An 18775-nucleotide genomic window follows, 5' to 3' on the forward strand; every position below is an offset into this window, starting at 1 on the left:
CTGCGCCCTCGTCGATGAACCGGTGCCGCGCAACGGCACCACCCCCACCCCCTTGAGGAGACCGACATGGCAGACTTCGTCGACCGCGTGACGATCCACGCCGCCGGAGGAGACGGCGGCAACGGCGTCGCGTCGATCAAGCGCGAGAAGTTCAAGCCGCTCGCCGGCCCCGACGGCGGCGACGGCGGCAACGGCGGATCCGTCATCCTCGAGGTCGACCCGCAGGTGACGACCCTCCTCACGTACCACCGCTCGCCCCATCAGCGCGCCGCCTCCGGCACCGCCGGCATGGGCGACTTCCGCCAGGGGAAGAACGGCGCGGACATCATCCTCCCGGTCCCCGACGGGACCGTCGTCAAAACGAAGTCCGGGGAGCTCCTCGCCGACCTCACGGGCGTCGGCGAGCGCTTCGTCGTCGCCGAGGGCGGACGCGGGGGACTGGGGAACGCGGCGCTCGCGTCGAAGACCCGCAAGGCGCCCGGATTCGCCCTCCTCGGCGAGCCCGGCGAAGAGCGCGACGTCGTCCTCGAGCTGAAGTCCGTCGCGGACGTCGCCCTCGTCGGCTTCCCCTCGGCCGGCAAGTCCTCGATCATCGCGGCGATGTCGGCGGCGCGCCCGAAGATCGCCGACTACCCCTTCACGACGCTCATCCCGAACCTCGGCGTCGTCCAGGCGGGGGAGACCCGCTACACGATCGCCGACGTTCCCGGCCTCATCCCCGGCGCTTCGGCGGGCAAGGGCCTCGGCCTCGACTTCCTCCGCCACATCGAGCGCTGCGGCGTCATCGTCCACGTGCTCGACACCGCCGCCTACGAGTCCGAGCGCGAGCCCGTCGCCGACCTTGAGACCATCGAGGCGGAGCTCGCCGCCTACCAGGGCGACCTCGGGGAGATCGAGGGCTACGTGCCGCTCATGGAGCGCCCCCGCGTCATCGTCCTCAACAAGGTGGACGTGCCCGACGGGCGAGACCTCGCCGAGATCACCCGCCCCGACCTCGAGGAGTTCGGCTGGCCGATCCACGAGGTCTCCGCCGTCACCCACGAGGGCCTCAAGGAGCTCTCCTTCACACTCGCGCGCCTCGTCCTCGAGCACCGCGCCTCCCTGCCCGAGCGCGAGGCCGCCCGCCCCGTCATCCGCCCGAAGGCCGTCGGCTCGCGCGACGAGATCACCGTGCGCCTCACCCGCAAGGACGGCGAAGAGGTCTACCAGGTCCGCGGCGACAAGCCCGAGCGCTGGGTCCGCCAGACCGATTTCACGAACGACGAGGCCGTCGGCTACCTCGCCGACCGGCTCGCCGCCGCCGGCGTCGAGGACGCCCTCATGAAGGCGGGCGCCTTCGCCGGCGATACGGTCGTCATCGGCGACCTCGACGGCGGTATCGTCTTCGACTGGGAGCCGACCCTCACCACCGGGCCCGAGCTCCTCGGCTCCCGAGGGACCGACCTGCGCCTCGACCAGTCGAGCAGGCCGACCCGCAAGGAGAAGCGCGAGGTCTACCACCAGGTGATGGACGCGAAGTCCGCCGCCCGCGAGGAACTGTGGACCGAGCGCCAGCAGGGGATCTGGACGGATCCCGACGCCGACGCGAAGGGTCGCAAGTGAGCGAGTCGCTGCGCGGCCGCCTGGATCGGGCGGACCGTATCGTCGTGAAGATCGGCTCGTCCTCGCTCACGCGCGAGGACGGCGGGCTCGACCTCAACCGGATCGACTCCGTCGCCCGGCTCGTCGCCCGGTGGAGGAAGCCCGGCAAGGAGATCCTCATCGTCTCCTCGGGCGCGGTGGCCGCGGGGCTCGACCCGCTCGGCTTCACGTCCCGGCCTCGTGACCTCGCGAGCGTGCAGGCGGCCGCCGCCATGGGACAGGGGCTCCTCGTCGCCCGCTGGCAGGCCGCCTTCCAGGCGCACCACCTCGACGTCGCGCAGCTTCTCCTCACGACCGAGGACGTCATGCGCCGCGAGCACTACACGAACGTGCGCGCGAGCCTCGACAAGCTCCTCGGCCTCGGCGTCGTCCCCATCATCAACGAGAACGACGCGGTGACGACCCGCGAGGTCCGCTTCGGCGATAATGACCGGCTCGCCTCGTACATGGCGCAGATGGTCGCGGCCGACGCCCTCGTCCTCCTCACCGATGTCGACGGCCTCTACACGGCCCCGCCCTCGCACCCCGGCGCCGAACTCGTCCGCGAGGTCACCTCCACCGACGAACTGCACGCCGTCCTCGTGACGGGAGCGGGATCCAAGGTCGGTTCGGGTGGCATGGTGACGAAGGTGCAGGCCGCGACGATGGCCGCGTCCTCCGGCATCGGCGTCGTCCTCACGAGCGCCGAGCGGCTCGGCGACGTCCTCGAGGGGCGCGAGGCGGGCACCTGGTTCGAGCCGTCCTCCGTCCGGCCCGCGTCGCGACGCCTGTGGATCGCGCACGCCGCCCCCTCGCGCGGCGAACTCATCGTCGACGAGGGCGCGAGCCGCGCGATCACCAAGGGGAAGAAGTCGCTGCTCGCAGCCGGGATCACCGCCGTCATGGGGCACTTCGACTCCGGCGAGGTCGTCGACATCGCGGGGCCCGCCGGCCTGCTCGGCCGCGGCATCGTCTCCTACGACTCCGACACGATCGCGCAGATGGCCGGGTCCTCGGCCGCCGACCTGCGCCTCGCCGGGTGGGAGCACCCGCGCCCCGTCGTCCACCGCGACGACCTCGCCCCCCTCCTCTAACCACCGAGAGCATCACCTTTCTCTGTCGAAAGCATCACGTTGCTCCGTCGAGGGGATCTCCTATTCGCTGAGATGACGGTTTTGGGCACGTTGTCGGCGGTGTGTGCCCGATTCCGGCGTGTGTGCCCGATACGGCCGGGGTTGGGGTCGGTTTCGGGCGCATTGTCGGTGGTGTGTGCCCGATTCTGCCGAGAGCATCACGTTCGCGCGTCGAGGGGATGCGTGCGCGCGACTCCAGGCCGTCAATGGCACTGGCCTCCGCCCCGCAAGAACGCACACAGTTTCTCCGTGGGCCCGCGCGGTGCAAGGTTCTGACCTGGCCATTCTTTCGGCGCGGAGCCGACTGAGCGTCCGACGAAGCCGAAACTGTGTGCGTTTCTGCAGGGACGGCGTCGGAACCCGACCGTGGGCGCATGACTTCGCGGCTGAAGACGCATGACTTCGTGGGGGAAGACGGATGACTTCGCAGGGGAAGGCGGATGACTTCGTGGTCCGGCGGGGATGCTGGGCGGAGAGCGCGGGGGAGTGGCCGCTATGGGAGCTTCCCCGTTCCCAATGGCGAACGCTGTGCCATGATGGCGGAATGGACGACCAGATCCCCGATATCTCCGCCCTCACCGATGCCGCGCGCGAGGCGTCGCGCGCGCTCGCGACGGCGACGACCGGCGTGAAGAACTCCGCCCTCGAGGCAATCGCGATGGCGATCACCGAGCGGGCCGACGAGATCCTCGCCGCCAACGCGAAGGACTGCGAGCGCGGCCGCGACAAGGGCATGTCCGAGGGTCTGCTCGACCGCCTCGCGCTGACGAAGGCGCGCATCGAGCAGATCGCCTCCGCCGTTCGCGAGGTCGAGGCCCTGCCCGACCCGGTCGGGGAGGTGATCCGCGGGACCCGCAACGAACTCGGCCTGCGCATCACGCAGGTGCGCGTCCCTATGGGCGTCGTCGGCATGATCTACGAGGCCCGCCCGAACGTGACGATCGACGCGGCGACCCTCGCCCTCAAGTCCGGCAACGCGGTGATCCTGCGCGGCGGCAGCGCCGCCGAGGAGTCGAATAGGGCGATCATCGGCATCATGCGCGACGCGCTCGTCTCCGTGGGGCTCCCCGCCGACCTCGTTCAGACGGTCGACCACCTCGGGCGCCCGGGCGCGACCGCGATGATGCGGGCGCGCGGCGGTATCGACGTCCTCATCCCGCGCGGCGGCGCAGGGCTCATCAACGCGGTCGTCGAGAACTCGATCGTCCCGACGATCGAAACGGGCACGGGCAACTGCCATGTGTACGTCGATGCCGGCGCGGACCTCGCGGCCGCGGAGAACATCATCATGAACGCGAAGACCCAGCGGGTCGGCGTGTGCAACGCCGCGGAGACGCTCCTCGTTCACGAGGACGAGGCCGAGGCTTTCCTCACCTCCGCCCTCACGCGCCTGGCGACGGCGGGCGTGACGCTCCACCTCGACGAGGCGTCGATGGCGATCGCGCAGGCGAACCCGTCGATCGACGCGGACATGGTCGTCGCCGCGACCGAGGAGGACTGGGAGACCGAGTACTTGTCGATGGACCTCGCGGTGCGCGTCGTCCCCTCGATCGACGAGGCGATTGCCCACATCCGCCGCTACTCGACCGGGCACACCGAGGCGATCTGCACGCGCTCGATCGCGTCGGCGAACCGCTTCCGCACCGAGCTCGATTCGGCGGCGATCGCGATCAACGCGTCGACGCGCTTCACGGACGGCGGCCAGGTGGGCCTGGGGGCGGAGATCGGCATCTCCACCCAGAAGCTCCACGCGCGTGGCCCGATGGGGCTCACGGAGCTCACGACGTCGACGTGGATCATCGAGGGCGAAGGGACGATCCGGCCGTGACGGAGCAGACGAGCGCGGCATCGGCAGGGGCCGCGGGCGCCGCCGCGCCGACGCCCGCGGATACGACCGCGGACATGCCTAACACCGAGGACGCCCATCACGACGAGGCTTTCACGACCTCCGCCGCGAAGGAGTTCTCCGCCGGGCGCCCTCGTCGATCGATCGGCATCATGGGCGGGACCTTCGATCCCATCCACCACGGGCACCTCGTCGCCGCGTCCGAGGTGATGGAGGTCTTCCATCTCGACCAGGTGATCTTCGTGCCGACGGCGATGCAGCCCTTCAAGGCGGGGCGCCGGGTGACGCCGGCGGAGCACCGGTACCTCATGACGGTCGTCGCAACGGCTTCGAACCCGCGGTTTACGGTGTCGCGCGTCGACATCGACCGCGGCGGGACGACGTACACGATCGACACCCTGACGGATCTGCGCGAGGAGTTCGACGAGGACACGGACTTCTACTTCATCACCGGCGCCGACGCGCTCGCGCAGATCGTCAAGTGGAAGGACTCGGACAAGCTGTTCGCGATGGCGCACTTCATCGGGGTGACGAGGCCGGGGCACGTGCTCGACGCGTCGGGGCTTCCGCGCGAGTCGGTGTCCCTGGTGGAGGTCCCCGCGATGGCGATCTCGTCGACGGACTGCAGGACGCGCGTCGAGGAGGGCAAGCCCGTGTGGTACCTCGTGCCCGACGGGGTGGTGCAGTACATCAACAAGTATGATCTTTACAAGGACGTGGACTAGCCCTAAGGAGTCGCCGCTGTGCCCATGGAGACGCGTGATCTGGTCGAAGTAGCCGCGAAGGCGGCGTCAGACAAGCTGGCGACCGATCCGGTCCTCGTGGACGTGGCGGGCAGGCTCGCGATCGCGGAGTCCTTCCTCATCCTTTCTGCCCCGACCGAGCGTCAGGTGCGCGCGATCGCTGAGGAGATCCTCGACCGCGTCGCCGCCGAGCTCGGGGTGGAGCCCGCCCGCATCGAGGGGCGGACGGGGAACCGGTGGATCCTCATCGACTACGTGGACCTCGTCGTCCATGTCCTCATCGACGAGGAGCGCGACTACTACCGTCTGGAGTCCCTGTGGGCGGACGGGACGATCACGCGCCTCGAGGACGCGTCGTCGCGCGAACTGGTGCGCGCATGAGCGGGGCGAGCAGGATCGTCCTGGTTCGGCACGGTCAGACGGACTTCAATCTCGAGCGGCGCTTCCAGGGGGTCATCGATCACCCCTTGAACGATCACGGGCGCGAGCAGGCGCGCAATGCGGGCCGGGTACTCGCCTCCCGCGTCCTCTCGCCGTCGGCGCAGGTGGGCGTCAACGTCGCCTCCGTGTCGGCCGGGCGCGTGTTCCTCGTGTGCTCGCCGCTGTCGCGCGCTTTCGAGACCGCCGAGATCATCGTCGAGGAGTTCCGCGCCGCCGGCGCCGAGGTCGTCGGGCCGAACGTCGACGATCGCCTCATCGAGCGTGCGTACGGCGACTTCGAGGGGCTGACGATCCCCGAGGCGCTCTCGCGATACGAGGACGAGGTCGAAGAATGGCGTCAGACGGGGGAGTGCGTGGCCGCGGGCATCGAACGGTCCGACCTCGTCGGAATTCGCGTGCGGGATGCGGCGATCGCGGCGGCCGAGGCCGCCGATGAGGGCGCGACCCTCGTCGTCGTCTCCCATGGCTCCGCCGTCACGCGAGGACTCCTCACCTTCATCGGGCTCAACCCCCTGGAGTTCGATCAGATGAGGGGCCTCGACAACTGCCATTGGTCGGAGCTCGTCCGCATGGGCGGGGGAGGCTCGGGCGCCTCCGGGCCCGTGTCCTGGAGGCTCGCGGCCCACAACATCGGGCACCGTGAGGATGTCCTCGGCGCATGAGCGTCGGCGTCCCGAATGTGTGGTGACCGGCACAGACTCTCGATTTCGCGATTCGGGCCGGTGCCCGCTATAGTTAACGGGTCGCCGCAACGGGGACAACAACTGAAGACGGGGCTATGGCGCAGTTGGTAGCGCGCTTCCATGGCATGGAAGAGGTCGGGGGTTCGAATCCCCCTAGCTCCACCGAACGAACCGCGGATCCGATGGGTCCGCGGTTTTGTGTTGCCTCGGTCGAGTATCGATTGGTCTGCGAAGGCCCGAGAACTCAGAAGCAAGAGTTCATGACTAACAGCATGACTAGCAGTCGACTCTCAAATTGACTAGTCGCCGACCTCCAAATTGAAGAGTCTGTTTGTCTCCCCTTATTCAACAACCCGCCCCGACCTCGCCTGTTACCCTCGAAGGAACCTCTTCGCGATGAGGGGAAGGAGCACGGGAGCCGAGGAAGGCGGAACGATGAGCAGCACGGTTGACGACCGGCCACTGGTGTCGCGAGGCTGGATCGCGTCCTTCGGCCTCATGTGCCTGGGGATCAACATCGCGTGGGCGGCGCCCGCGCAGCTGCTCATCGCGAATCAGATCCTCGAGTGGAACTCGGGCGAGAAGGAGGCGCTCCTCGCCTCGATCATGACGGTCGGCGGGGTCCTCGGCCTCATCGCGAGCCCCCTGTGGGGCTTCATGTCCGATCGGACGAAGTCGCGGCTCGGCCCGCGCGCGCCGAGGATCATCCTCTCGGCTCTGACGTGCGAGGCAGCTCTCGCCGCGATGGCCTTCTCCTCCGGCTTCGTGATGCTCTTCGCCCTCTGGTGAGTCTTCCAGACGATGATTGCGGCCGCGACGAACGTCTCCCAGCCGATCCCGCCGGACCGGGTCTCGCGCGCCCAGTACGGGACGATCTCGGCGCTCATGGGGATCGAGTGGACGCTGGCGGTCGTCATCGGCACGCTCTCTCGGCGAGAGTCTCTCGATCCGCGGCGCCGACTTCGCGTCCGCGGGGCTCCTCGTCGCGCTCATCGTCCCGTACCTTGTCCGCCACGACTTTGCGCCCTCCCGCGATCGCCGCATGGTAGGGGCGGGCTGGCCACAGACATTGTTGGCAAGCGTTGATGGACTGAAGCTTTCGCGGCTGAGGTTCCACATCTGTTGGAACCGAAGTTTCGAACTGGATCGTGGCAAGGTCACGCTGTCCGATGCGAAGTAGGCGGACTGGATCTTCCGCAGGATCCTAAAATCAAGAGCTGACGACTCGCAGATTGACTAGTTGTTGACTCCCAAAATAACTAGTTCTAGGCTCTCAATGTGGCGGATTACCGGAGTCGTATCGCTGATGATCAACTGAGACGCGCGCTGGCGCGTGCGGGTGCCGTGGTGATCGAGGGGCCCAAGGCCTGCGGGAAGACGGAGACCGCGCTTCAGTGCGCGCAGAGTGTCGTCGAAGTCGATACAGATCCCAACGTCGCGCAGCTCATGATGACGGCACCGGAGCTGATCCTCGATGGAGAGAATCCGAGACTGTTCGATGAATGGCATCTTCAGCCAGCCCTGTGGAACCTCGTGCGACGCCGCGTCGACAGGGAGAAGACGAAGGGGCTCTTCATTCTCACCGGGTCGGCCGCGCCGAGCGCGGACCTGGCGCGCCACAGCGGGGCAGGTCGCTTCGCGAGAGTTCGAATGTCGACGATGAGCCTCGCCGAGACGGGGCATTCGACTGGAGCAGTGAGCCTCGCGAACATCGTCGCCGGAAGCGACGTCTCCGCCGGCGATCCGGGGGTCACTTTGCCCGAGCTGCTCGACCGACTCACGTGCGGCGGGTGGCCCGGCTTTCTCAACGAATCGACGGATGCCGTCCTCGAGGGGGTACGCGACTATCTCACGTCCCTCGTCGAGGTCGACCTGCCGATGGGCATGGAGATCGGGCACGACCCAGTGCGGGTTCGGCGTCTCCTCGTCGCGCTCGCTCGCGGTGTCGCCACGGAGACCTCCATCGCGACGCTGGTCGCAGATACAGGACTGGCACGCGAAACGGTGGTCTCGTATCTCAGCTCCCTCATGCGCGTATTCGCCATCGAGGATCAGCCTGCATGGTCAAGTCACCTCCGTTCGAAAGCGTCGCTGCGTAAGGAAGGCAAGCGCCATCTCGCGGATCCGTCGCTCGCCGTCGCAGCTCTTCGAGCGGACCCCCGGAGCCTATTGCGCGATCTGCGCTACGCGGGCCAACTGTTCGAGTCGCAGGTGGTCCATGATCTTCGGGTGTACTCCGCCCAGCTCGTCAGTCACGCCCGGGACTCCGCGGGTGCGGAAGTGGATGCCGTCATCGAGTATCCGGGAGGCCCCCTGCTCCTCATTGAGATCAAGCTGGGCTGGCACGAGGAGGTCCTCGACGCAGCGGCGGCCAGCCTCACCCGTTTCGCGGCCAAGATCGATCCGAAGCTGCATCCGGATGTCATCCGCCTTGTCATCACCGGTGGTGGATACGCATTCACGAGGACGGACGGCGTGCGCGTCGTCCCGCTGACCGCCCTCACTCGCTGATCCCGTGAGGCCGACAGAGACGAGAGTCGTGTGCCCGCTCATGAGGGCGGGGGGTATCGGCATCCCGTACTCGACATCCTGCCCCGACCTCGTCGATGTCGATGGACGGACGGCCTACCGGGCGGACGCGGGCCGGGGAGCCGAACCGCCGCGGACGGCCCGGCTTCCCGGCTACGGGGCGATGGTCGTGCGCGACAGCGGGGGGAGAGGCGCCGACTTCCGCGTGATTTTCCGGTAAATGCGCTGGTGAGAGACGCTGCGCGCGGGGCCGATTCGGCTTCTATGCTTCACGCATGACAGAAGGGCGGAAGACCCACGGACGCGCGCTCGCGCGCACCGCGCTCTTCGCGATCGCCTTCGCCGTCGCGGTCCTCGCCGCCCAGCTCTTCGCCGTGCCCGGAAGGGAACTCGCTCTCGTGTGGCCGGCCGCGGGCATCGGGGTCCTCTGGGCGCTCACCCTGCGCTCGCGGAGTGAAGCGCTCGGCTCCGCGATCCTCGTCAGCAGTACTTTCGGTGCAGGCTTCGACGCGGCCGCCTCCTGCGCGGTCGCCGCCTCCAACGCGACGGTGTTCCTCGGGTCGAGGGCCGTTCTCGACCTCCTCCACCGGAGGACCCCCTTCGTCCTCGTCCCCGAACGACCTCCGTGGGCAGTGCGAACCGCCGGGCAGGCCGCCCTCTTCGTCACCGCAGCCTTCGTCGCCTCCGCCGCCGCCGTTCCCCTCGCCTACATGGCCCTGTGGGGAGCGCCCCAGCCCTTCGACGCCGACGACGCCGTCGCCCACTTCTTCCGGAACATGGCGGCGATCGTCCTCATCGCGGGCACAGGCGCCGCCCTCCTCGACTCGCGCATCGAGCCCGTCCGCGCGCCCCGATGGTTCACGGCGACCGCCATCGCCGCCCCGATCGTCCTCGGCGCGATCGTCTTCAGCCCGCGCCTCACGATCCCGCTCCTATCCGCGATGCTCATCCCGCTCTTCTGGTCCGCGGTCCGCTATCCCGTGTGGGCGGCGATGCTCCACACGGTCTACGTCGACGCGGTCGTCCTCGTCCTCGCTCTCGTCGTGAACGCCGCGCCGATCGACGTCGGGCTCAGCCGCCAGGGTCTCGCGACCCGCATCCACCTCTTCGTCTTCGTCGGCGCGACGCTGTCCCTCGTCATCTCCGCGGCCGTGAGCCGCGTGCGCCGCCAGGCCGAGAGTCTCGCCGAGGCCGAGCGCGCCGCGCGTCAAGACGCCGACCGGCTCGCGACCGTCACGCGGACCGTCCCCGACGGGCTCGCCATCGTCCACCGCGACGGCCGCGTCGAACCGCTCAACGACTCGAGCCCCAGATTCCTCGAGCGAGACGCCGATGGACGCGTGTCGTTGCCGACCCGGATCTCGGCGGCCGACGGCTCCGACCTCGACGGGGCGGAGCGCCCTCGGCGATCGCCCTCGCGGGATCCCCGAGCCGCGACGTCCCCGTCGCCGTCGACGCCCCCGACGGGACGCGACGGATCTTCGACGTCAGCTCCAACCCACTGAGCGCCGAGTTCGGCGACGCGGTCCTCCTCTCCTTCGGGGACGCGACCGAGCGGCACCTCGCCATCGAAGAACGGACGAGGGCGCAGGAGGACCTCGCCTTCCGGGCCCGCCACGACTCGCTCACCGGCCTGCGCAACCGCGCCGGCTTCGCCGACGCCCTCGCCGCCCTCGAGGAGCGTCGACGCGGTGACGGAGAGGACGCGGGTGTCCTCGTCCTCGACCTCGATCACTTCAAGAACGTCAACGACACGCTCGGCCACGCCGCCGGCGACGAACTCCTCGTCGAGGTCGCCCGCGCGATCACCACTATCACGCGCCCCGGCGACATCGCCGCCCGCCTCGGGGGCGACGAATTCGCCGTGCTCCTCCCGGGCGTCACGCTCGCGCTCGCCAAGCGCGTCGGGGAGCGCCTCATCGATGAAATACTCCGGATGACCAGCCGCATGGCCGGCGAGCAGCGCCGCGTCACCGCAAGCGTCGGCGCCGCGACCCTCGCACTCGCCGATCGGATGGGCCTCGCGCCCATGGCCCTCGCCGACATGCTCGTCTATGAGGCGAAGGCCGGAGGGCGCAACTCCCTCGCGGCCGTCGATCCGGAGAACCCGACGCTGCCGCGCATGGGCCGCGACCTCGCCGCCGCCGATCGGATCCGATCCGCGCTCGCCGACGGGGGACTCGTCCTTCACCTCCAGCCGATCGCGGACGTCCGCACCGGACGGATTCGGGCCGCGGAGGCGCTCCTGCGCCTCGACGACGGCGGGCCCGCGCTCACGCCGGGAGAGTTCATGCCCGTCGTCGAACGCGTTGGCCTCGCCCCGGAAGTCGACGCCTGGGTGTTCCGCGAGGCGCTCGCCGTGCGTCGCCTGCTCGACGAAAGCGCCCCCGACCTCGTCCTCTCCGTCAACGTCTCCGGCCCCTCCGTCGGGCACCCCGCCTATCGCGCCGCGCTCGACGAGGCGCTCGGTCATGCGGGTCCCGAAGCCGCGCTACGGCCGCGCTCCGTGGTCCTCGAAGTCACCGAGACCTCCGCCGTCGCCGACATGGACGCCGCCGCCGCGTTCACGCGGTGGGCGCGCGGGCGGGGGCTCGGCGTCTCCCTCGACGACTTCGGCGCGGGCTTCGGGCCCTTCACCTACGTCAAGAGACTCGAATTCGACGTCGTCAAGATCGACGGCTCCTTCATGCGGCGGGCCGGGCTCGATCCGACCGACCGGTCCATCGTCTCCGCCATTGCGACGCTCGCCCACGACCTCGGGAAGACGACGATCGGCGAGTACGTCGAGAACGACGATGCGTGGCGGGCCGCCCGGGAGCTCGGCGTCGACTACGTTCAGGGCGCCGCCGTCGGAGACCCGGTGCCGGTCGAGGAATTCCTCGGGAGGTACGCGGGCGGCGAAGACGCCCCGGATCGTGCCGACCTTTCCGACGGCCCCGTTCTTCTCGAAGCGTCCGGCGCTTCCGACGCTTCCGACCTTCCCGACAGCTCCGACAGTTCCGACCTTCCCGACAGTTCCGACAATCCCGCCCGACAGGAGACGACATGATGAGTCCCCTCCACCAGCGCACGCGCATGGACCGCGCCGTGGGCGTCATGGTCCTCCTCCTGGCCGCAGGCGCCGCCCTCGTCCTCGTCGCCGGAATCGTCCTCTCGGGATCGGGAATGACTCCGGACCTGCGCGAGGGAGTCGCCGGCTCGCTCCACTACATCTGGGATCCCGAAGTCCCGCGCTGGGGACTCCTCATCGGAGCGAGCGGACTCGCGCTCGCCCTCGCCGGACTCGTCACCGGCGTCGAGCACATCGTCGCCACGCGCGCCCGCCGCGCCGAAGACCGCGGCGACAACCCGCTCGCGCCGCGCGTCGTCATGGCCGACACCGCAGGGCGCTTCGACGGGGAAGTGACGATCACCGTCTGCGTCCCCGCGCACAACGAGGCCGACCGCATCCAGGCGACCCTCGACTCGCTGTGCGCCCAGGACGGCGCCCCCGAACGGATCATCGTCGTCACCGACAACTGCACCGACCGCACCGTCGAGATCGCCCGCGCCGCCGGCGTCGACGTCTTCGAGACCATCGACAACACTCACAAGAAGGCCGGCGGACTCAACCAGTGCCTGACGGGCCTCCTGCCGACGCTCGGGAACAACGACTGCGTCATGGTGATGGACGCCGACACCGTCCTCGACCAGGGATTCCTCGCCGAAGCGCGACGCCGCCTCACCGCCGACCGGGCGCTCATGACCGTCGGCGGCCTCTTCTACGGAGAGGACGGGGGAGGGCTCCTCGGGCTCTGCCAGCGCAACGAGTACACCCGTTACTCCCGCGACATCGAGCGCCGCCAGGGCAAGGTCTTCGTCCTCACCGGCACCGCCACCGTCTTCCGGGCCCGCGCGCTGCGGACCGTCGCGCAGGAGAGGGGCCGCCTGCTGCCCGGCACACCCGGCGACGTCTACGACACCGCCGCGCTCACCGAGGACAACGAGATGACGATCGCCCTCAAGTCGCTCGGCGCCCTCATGATCTCCCCGTCGAACTGCCGCGTCGTCACCGAGGTCATGACGACGTGGAAGGCACTGTGGAATCAGCGGCTGCGCTGGCAGCGCGGCGCCCTCGAGAACCTCGGCACCTACGGGCTCACCCCTCAGACCTCCCGCTACTGGTCCCAGCAGCTCGGCATCGGCTACGGGGTCCTCGCGCTCCTCGCCTACTTCGTCATGATGGCGATCATGGCGCTCTCGCTCGCCCAGTGGGTGTGGTTCCCCTTCTGGCTCGCCGTCGGCGGAGTCTTCGCCCTCGAACGAGTCGTCACCGCGTGGAAGGGCGGCTGGGCGGCGAGATTCCTCGCGGTCCTCGTCATCCCCGAGCTCATCTACGCCACCTACCTCAACATCGTCTTCTGCAAGGGCTGTCTCGACATCCTGCGCGCCAAGCAGGCCGAGTGGACCCACGTCGCCGCCGACGGCTCCGTCGTCCGAGAGGAGAAGCCGTGAATCACGGACTGCTGTTCCCCGAGTCGATCCTCACGACGCCGTGGTTCGCCGCGCTCAGCGCCTTCGTCGCGCTCAATACGATCGTCTTCCTCACGCTCGCGATCCTCAAGATCCTTCCGGTCGTCCGGCCGGGCGCATGGTTCCGCCGGCCGTACAAGCGCTCCGAGACGCGGTCGATCCACCCCGACGCCGTCGAGTAGCCGGCTCGTCGCGGGGTGCCGTCGACCAGTTCGGGCGCGTTCTTCACGCGCTGAGCTCATCGAGCCGTTGCGGGGCAACTTCATCGGCACCGCAACCGCTCTAATGGCGCCCCAAATGGGAAAGGGGTGCCGTTACTACCCGAAGCACGCTCTCCGGCTCCACCGCAACTGCTCTAACGGCGCCCCAAATGGGAAAGGGGTGCCGTTACTACCCGAAGCACGCTCTCCGGCTCCACCGCAACTGCTCTAACGGCGCCCCAAATGGGAAAGGGGTGCCGTTACGACCTGAAACACGCCCTCCGACTCCACCGCAATCGGTCCAACGGCACCCCAAATGAAGATGGGGTGCCGTCACTACCCGAAACAGGCCCTCCGGCCCCGACGGGCAGGCGCCCAGAAAGGGCGTCCGGGTCCGCCAACCCGGACCGCGCCCCTAGTACCTCCCCCTGAGTGAGAATTCGGCCGCGACCTCGTCGATCGAGACGCCGGCCGCCACAAGGAGGTGCAGAAGGAGCCGCGACTTGCGCGCATCGAGCCAGCCGGCGCCGATGAGCCCGCGGTTGAGGAGATCCACCTCCGAGCCCGGGTAACCGTAGGAGTTGCGCGTCGTCGTACCGCCGCCCGTGCGCGACGCGAAGACGACCGGGATGCCGGCGCGGACCGCCTCCTGAGCGGCGTCCGCCATCGGAACGGGCACGTGCCCCGACCCCATCGCGGACAGGACGATGCCGCGCGGCCGGGTCGCGATCGCCGCGCGGACCAGGTCGCCGTCGTCGTCGAGCCCGGCCGTGATGATCGGGATCCTCGGCGCCGACCCGTCGGGCAGGGGGAGCGGCGGCAGGCGCCGCGCCGGGCGGTAGGCGGAGACAACTCGGCCCTCGACGAACTTCGCGACCGGCCCCCACGACGCCGACTTGAACGCGGCGAGCGAATTCGCGTCGATCTTCGTGACGAGCGAGGCGAGGTGCGCCTCGTCGTTGAGGACCGCGAGGACGCCCATGCCGCGGATGCGCTCGTCCGTCGCGACGCGCACAGCGGCGAGCAGATTGCCGAGGCCCTCCGCGCCCGCGTCGTCGCTCGCCCGCATCGCGCCCGTGACGACGAGGGGCTCCGGTCGGTCCCACACGAGGTCGAGCAGGTAGGCGACCTCCTCGAGCGTGTCGGTGCCCTGGACGATGACGACTCCGTGTGCGCCCTCGTCGACCGCACGATGCGCGAAGTCGACGACCTCGCGGACGTTCGCGACCGTGAGCTGCGGCGATCCGACTGTGAACAGCGTCGTCGATCGGATCTCGACGTCGTCGATCCACTGCGCGAGCGGGGCCGCGAGGTCCTCCCCGGACACCGCCGGAGTCGCCGGCCCGTCGGGCACCGCCGAGGTCATCGTGATCGTGCCGCCGGTCGTGCCGATCGCCGCGATGCGCGTCATGCGGGGCCTCCTTCTCGTGCGTCCGTCGTTCCTCTCCGCGTCGATCGACGAGGTCGCGGCGGCGAGCTCGGATGGGCCGGAGAGAATTCTGGGATCATCGTAGGGGCGCGAACGCGCGCCCGGATGCGGGTCTCGGCGGGCTCGACCGGAGCCGCGCGGGAGAGACGCCGTCGCCCGCCGACGCGTCGTTGCCCACCGAGGTGTCGGACTCGGAGGCGCACCCGCTCTCCAAGGCGACGGACTCGTGCTCCGCCGGTCGACGAGCGTCGCGCCCCGCCGTGCGTCGCCGCCACCCCGTTCTCGCGGTGCTCGGCTCCGTCCTCGTCCTTCTTCTCGCGGCGGCGACGGCGTGGCTGCGGCCCCTTCCCGCGCAGGGCGCGGCGCTCGAGCGGGTCGACGGGATCGGCGTGGGGACCTCGTCGACGGCAATCGCGCTCAACTTGGACCGCGAGCAGGTCCGGGCGCTCATCTTCCAGCCGGGCGCGAAGGTCGATCCGCGCGCGTACGTGCCGCTCCTCGCGAAGGTCACGAAGGGCTGCGACTGCGGCGTCGTCATCGTCAAGCAGCCGCTTGAAATCGGGTTCCTCGCCTCGGGCGCGCCCGAAAAGATCATCGCGGCCCACCCGGAGGTGACCTCGTGGGCGATCGGCGGACACTCGCTCGGCGGAGTCGTCGCCTCGCAGACGGACGATGCGGATGCGCGCATCGAGGAGCTCGTTCTCTGGGCGTCGTATCCGGCGTCGGCGCTCACCCGCACCGACCTCGGGGTCGCGTCGATCTGGGGGAGCGCCGATGGACTCGCCACTTCGGACAAGCGGGTGGAGACCGCGTCGCGCCTGCCCGCCGACGCGGTCGTCACGATCGTCGACGGCGGCATCCACTCCTTCATCGGCGACTACGGGATCCAGCCGGGCGATGGAACACCGTCGATCAGCCGAGTCGACGCCCAGGCGCAGATCGTCGACGCGACCGTGAAGGCGCTGCGGGCCCTCTGACCCACCGACCACTCAACACGCGTTTGGCGTGTTTCCCGACGTTTGGCGGGCCAAATCGCCCGATTTTGCGCCGCCAAACACCACGAAAGCCGCCAAACGCGTGTTCTGGGGAGGCGGCGCGAAGGGGCAGGGCGCCCGATCACCCCTTGTACCAGATCACCGCCCCGTCCTCGTGAATCGCGATCCGCGGCGAGGAACCGGAGACGTCGAGCACGACCTCGAGGGACACGGCGCCGTCGCGGGCGGAGGCGCGGTACCGGTAGGTCGTGTTCGTCAGCTCGAGCGCCTCGGTGGTCGCGGTCGTCAGCCACGGGCGCGCGCGGCGCAGGGCGATGAGGGAGCGGTGGACCTCGAACATGGGCGCGCCGAGAGCCGAGAGAGCAGACGGAGCCGCGGGGAGTGGCGGGCGCACCTCGTCGTCGCCGCCCGCCCGATCGGCCTTGACGCCCGTGAAACCCTGCTCGTCCCCGTAGTAGATCGACGGCGTCCCGCCGACAGTCAGAAGGATCGCGAGCGCCGCAACCGCGCCCTCGGGCCCGAGCGTCGACGCGATCCGCGTGACGTCGTGATTGCCGACGAAGGTCTGGGGCGTGAAGGACTCGAGGAACGCGTTGTGCCGCTGAAGCGTCCAGTCGAGTTCGAAGAAGTTCTTCTCCTTGAGGGAGGACCAGATCGCCTTCCACAGCTCGTACTGGGTGACGGTGTCCATCCCGGTTTCGGCGACGATCGCGGGATAGTCGCCGTGGATGACCTCGCCGAGGAAGAAGGCGCCGGGGAATTCGGCGCGCACGCGCGGCAGGACCCGCGCCCAGAAGTCGGAGGGCACCGAATACGCGGCGTCGAGCCGCCACCCGTCGATCCCGCGGGCGAGCCAATGGCGCATCACCTCGGCGACGTAATCGGCGGCCTCCTCGTGGGAATGGTCGAAGCGGACGAGGTCGGGGTGGCCCTCGAAGAACCACGGGTACGGGCCGCCCTCGCTCGTCCAGTCGATGTGGAAGAGGCGCCCCTGAGGCGAGTCCGGGCCCTCGGCCAGCGCGCGGGCGAGCAGGGGATGGGCCGATCCGACGTGGGAGAACACTCCGTCGAGGAACAGGCGCAGTCCGCGCTCGCGGCACGCGCTCACGAGGTCGTCGAAGTCCGCCTCGGAGCCGAGCCGCTCATCGATGCGGAAGTAGTCGGTCGTGTCGTACCCGTGCGAGGTCGACTGGAAGACCGGCCCGAGCAGCAGCCCGGTCGCGCCGAGCTCGCGCGCGTAGTCGAGCCAGGCGAGCAGGCGCCGCAGGCGCGGCTCAGCGGTGGTCGGCGCGGTCTCGTCGACGATCGACGAGGGCGGGGCGGCGGGCCCATCGGAGGGGGAGGCTTCGGCGGTCTCGGGTTCGCCGGGCGCGCCCTCGCCCGGGGCTCCTTCGCCGGGGCGGATCGGGGCGCCGCACGCGCCGAGGGGGTAGACGTGCCACCAGATCGCCTGCTCGCAGGATTCCATGGGTCTCTTCCTCGCGTACTCGACTGCTTCGCACAACTGATCCCCACAACACTAGCGACTCCGGGCACGACCCGGGAGGACTTACGGCCGCCGCTCGTCTCGATCGACGCCCCAAGCGGTGGGAGGGCGGGCCCGGACGGGCGCGGCACCGGGCAAGTCCTCGGGCTTCGACTGCGCTGCGGCGTGCGACCGTCGAGGAGCATCGGCAGGACGGGCGGCGTAGGCTCGCCGCGTCGGCCGACACCGTGCCGACGAGTAAGGAGACTCCCATGACTCTTCAGCCGCTCACCCTGTCGACCGGCGCGCTCATGCCCGCGATCGGGCTCGGCACCTGGTTCATCGACGACGATCGCGCCGCCGACGCCGTGCGCGCCGCCGTCGACGCGGGATACCGCGCGATCGACACCGCTCAGGCCTACGGCAACGAGCGCGGCGTCGGCGAGGGCGTCCGCACCGCCTCCGTCCCGCGCGAGGAGCTGTTCGTCTCGACGAAGCTCGCCGCCGAGATCAAGACCTACGAGGGCGCCGTTGCGTCCATCGACGGATCGCTCGAGCGCCTCGGACTCGACTACGTCGACCTCATGCTCATCCACTCGCCCCAGCCGTGGTCGGACTTCCGGGGCGGCGACTACTCCGACGGGAACCGCGAGGCGTGGCGCGCCCTGGAAGACGCCTTCGAGGCGGGCAAGCTCCGCGCGATCGGCGTCTCGAACTTCCTCGTCCCCGACCTCGACGCCATCGCCGAGGGGGCGCGGGTGACCCCGCACGTCAACCAGCTGCTCGTCCACGCGGGCAACACGCCCGTCGACCTGCTCGACGAGTGCGCGCGGCGCGGCATCGTCGTCCAGGCGTACTCGCCCTTCGGGCACGGCGAAGTCCTCTCGAGTCCGGAGCTCGCCGAGGTCGCGGCCTCGTACGACGTGAGCCCGGCTCGCCTGTGCCTGCGCTACGCGATCCAGCTCGGCACCCAGCCGCTCCCGAAGACGGAGAACCCGGAGCACATGCGCGCGAACCTCGACCTCGACTTCGAGATCTCCGACGCGGACATGGACCGCCTGAAGGCGCTCGACCTCAAGGACTACGGCGCCTCCTCGATCTTCCCCGTCTACTCGGGCAAGTAGAGCCCTTTCTTCCTGCAGAAACGCACACAGTTTCGGCTGAACCCGGCCAGGACCC

At 69.5% G+C, this 18775-nt stretch carries 16 protein-coding genes and 1 tRNA gene; 15 read left to right on the forward strand and 2 right to left on the reverse strand.

Annotation, left to right across the window (positions count from 1 at the left end):
• Positions 1-66 precede the first annotated feature (66 nt).
• From obgE to DY157_RS02905, 13 genes are all read left to right on the forward strand, one after another.
• Entirely contained in the window at positions 67-1602 is a 1536-nt protein-coding gene (obgE, locus tag DY157_RS02840; protein WP_115727136.1) for a GTPase ObgE, read from the forward strand.
• Entirely contained in the window at positions 1599-2714 is a 1116-nt protein-coding gene (proB, locus tag DY157_RS02845; RefSeq protein WP_115727137.1) for a glutamate 5-kinase, read from the forward strand. Before obgE ends, proB begins: the two co-directional genes overlap by 4 nt.
• Positions 2715-3297: 583 nt before the next feature.
• Positions 3298-4581: a glutamate-5-semialdehyde dehydrogenase gene (locus DY157_RS02850; protein WP_115727138.1), complete on the forward strand. Its 1284-nt coding sequence runs from the start codon at positions 3298-3300 to the stop codon at positions 4579-4581.
• Positions 4578-5324 (forward strand): nicotinate-nucleotide adenylyltransferase, encoded by a 747-nt coding sequence (gene nadD, locus DY157_RS02855; protein WP_268876486.1) that lies wholly within the window; start codon positions 4578-4580, stop codon positions 5322-5324. The genes DY157_RS02850 and nadD overlap by 4 nt, the downstream gene beginning before the upstream one ends.
• 24 nt (positions 5325-5348) lie before the next feature.
• Positions 5349-5723, forward strand: a complete 375-nt coding sequence (gene rsfS / locus DY157_RS02860; RefSeq protein ID WP_115727139.1) for a ribosome silencing factor — start codon at positions 5349-5351, stop codon at positions 5721-5723.
• Positions 5720-6445 carry a histidine phosphatase family protein gene (locus DY157_RS02865; RefSeq protein WP_115727140.1) on the forward strand — a complete coding sequence of 242 codons (726 nt, stop codon included), beginning with the start codon at positions 5720-5722 and terminating at the stop codon, positions 6443-6445. The genes rsfS and DY157_RS02865 overlap by 4 nt, the downstream gene beginning before the upstream one ends.
• A gap of 110 nt (positions 6446-6555) precedes the next feature.
• Positions 6556-6628 (forward strand) — tRNA-Ala (locus DY157_RS02870).
• A gap of 273 nt (positions 6629-6901) precedes the next feature.
• Positions 6902-7255: a hypothetical protein gene (locus DY157_RS02875; protein WP_160159420.1), complete on the forward strand. Its 354-nt coding sequence runs from the start codon at positions 6902-6904 to the stop codon at positions 7253-7255.
• 489 nt (positions 7256-7744) lie between these two features.
• A complete protein-coding gene (locus DY157_RS02880; RefSeq protein WP_235827047.1) occupies positions 7745-8977 on the forward strand; it encodes an ATP-binding protein in 1233 nt (410 codons plus the stop codon).
• A gap of 293 nt (positions 8978-9270) precedes the next feature.
• Entirely contained in the window at positions 9271-10500 is a 1230-nt protein-coding gene (locus tag DY157_RS11670) for an MASE1 domain-containing protein (protein WP_115727899.1), read from the forward strand.
• Between the two features lie 62 nt (positions 10501-10562).
• Entirely contained in the window at positions 10563-12044 is a 1482-nt protein-coding gene (locus DY157_RS02895) for a putative bifunctional diguanylate cyclase/phosphodiesterase (RefSeq protein ID WP_268876495.1), read from the forward strand.
• Complete coding sequence (locus DY157_RS02900) at positions 12041-13489, forward strand: glycosyltransferase (protein ID WP_218938044.1); 1449 nt, start codon at positions 12041-12043, stop codon at positions 13487-13489. The genes DY157_RS02895 and DY157_RS02900 overlap by 4 nt, the downstream gene beginning before the upstream one ends.
• Positions 13486-13689, forward strand: a complete 204-nt coding sequence (locus tag DY157_RS02905) for a hypothetical protein (protein ID WP_218938045.1) — start codon at positions 13486-13488, stop codon at positions 13687-13689. The genes DY157_RS02900 and DY157_RS02905 overlap by 4 nt, the downstream gene beginning before the upstream one ends.
• Before the next feature lie 433 nt (positions 13690-14122).
• Here the strand turns inward: DY157_RS02905 and DY157_RS02910 are convergent, their stop codons facing one another.
• Complete coding sequence (locus DY157_RS02910; RefSeq protein ID WP_115727144.1) at positions 14123-15118, reverse strand: asparaginase; 996 nt, start codon at positions 15116-15118, stop codon at positions 14123-14125.
• A 200-nt stretch (positions 15119-15318) separates the two neighbouring features.
• On the opposite strand from DY157_RS02910, the gene DY157_RS02915 reads away from it, so the two are divergent.
• A complete protein-coding gene (locus DY157_RS02915) occupies positions 15319-16113 on the forward strand; it encodes an alpha/beta hydrolase (RefSeq protein ID WP_115727145.1) in 795 nt (264 codons plus the stop codon).
• Positions 16114-16252: 139 nt separating this feature from the next.
• On the opposite strand, the gene DY157_RS02920 is transcribed toward DY157_RS02915, so the two are convergent.
• Entirely contained in the window at positions 16253-17599 is a 1347-nt protein-coding gene (locus DY157_RS02920; protein WP_115727146.1) for an alpha-amylase family protein, read from the reverse strand.
• 269 nt (positions 17600-17868) lie between these two features.
• On the opposite strand from DY157_RS02920, the gene DY157_RS02925 reads away from it, so the two are divergent.
• The gene (locus DY157_RS02925) at positions 17869-18720 is read left to right on the forward strand and encodes an aldo/keto reductase (protein ID WP_115727147.1); all 852 of its coding nucleotides are present in this window, start codon (positions 17869-17871) and stop codon (positions 18718-18720) included.
• The last annotated feature ends 55 nt before the right edge of the window (positions 18721-18775 follow it).

Source organism: Actinomyces culturomici, assembly GCF_900499005.1.
Taxonomy (GTDB): domain Bacteria; phylum Actinomycetota; class Actinomycetes; order Actinomycetales; family Actinomycetaceae; genus Pauljensenia; species Pauljensenia culturomici.

Coding starts and splice junctions, on each gene's coding strand:
- DY157_RS02875 (WP_160159420.1), top strand. CDS start 6,902: ATGAGCAGCACGGTTGACGACCGGCCACTGGTGTCGCGAGGCTGGATC.
- DY157_RS11670 (WP_115727899.1), top strand. CDS start 9,271: ATGACAGAAGGGCGGAAGACCCACGGACGCGCGCTCGCGCGCACCGCG.
- DY157_RS02910 (WP_115727144.1), bottom strand. CDS start 15,118: ATGACGCGCATCGCGGCGATCGGCACGACCGGCGGCACGATCACGATG.
- rsfS (WP_115727139.1), top strand. CDS start 5,349: ATGGAGACGCGTGATCTGGTCGAAGTAGCCGCGAAGGCGGCGTCAGAC.
- DY157_RS02900 (WP_218938044.1), top strand. CDS start 12,041: ATGATGAGTCCCCTCCACCAGCGCACGCGCATGGACCGCGCCGTGGGC.
- DY157_RS02850 (WP_115727138.1), top strand. CDS start 3,298: ATGGACGACCAGATCCCCGATATCTCCGCCCTCACCGATGCCGCGCGC.
- DY157_RS02920 (WP_115727146.1), bottom strand. CDS start 17,599: ATGGAATCCTGCGAGCAGGCGATCTGGTGGCACGTCTACCCCCTCGGC.
- obgE (WP_115727136.1), top strand. CDS start 67: ATGGCAGACTTCGTCGACCGCGTGACGATCCACGCCGCCGGAGGAGAC.
- DY157_RS02865 (WP_115727140.1), top strand. CDS start 5,720: ATGAGCGGGGCGAGCAGGATCGTCCTGGTTCGGCACGGTCAGACGGAC.
- DY157_RS02925 (WP_115727147.1), top strand. CDS start 17,869: ATGACTCTTCAGCCGCTCACCCTGTCGACCGGCGCGCTCATGCCCGCG.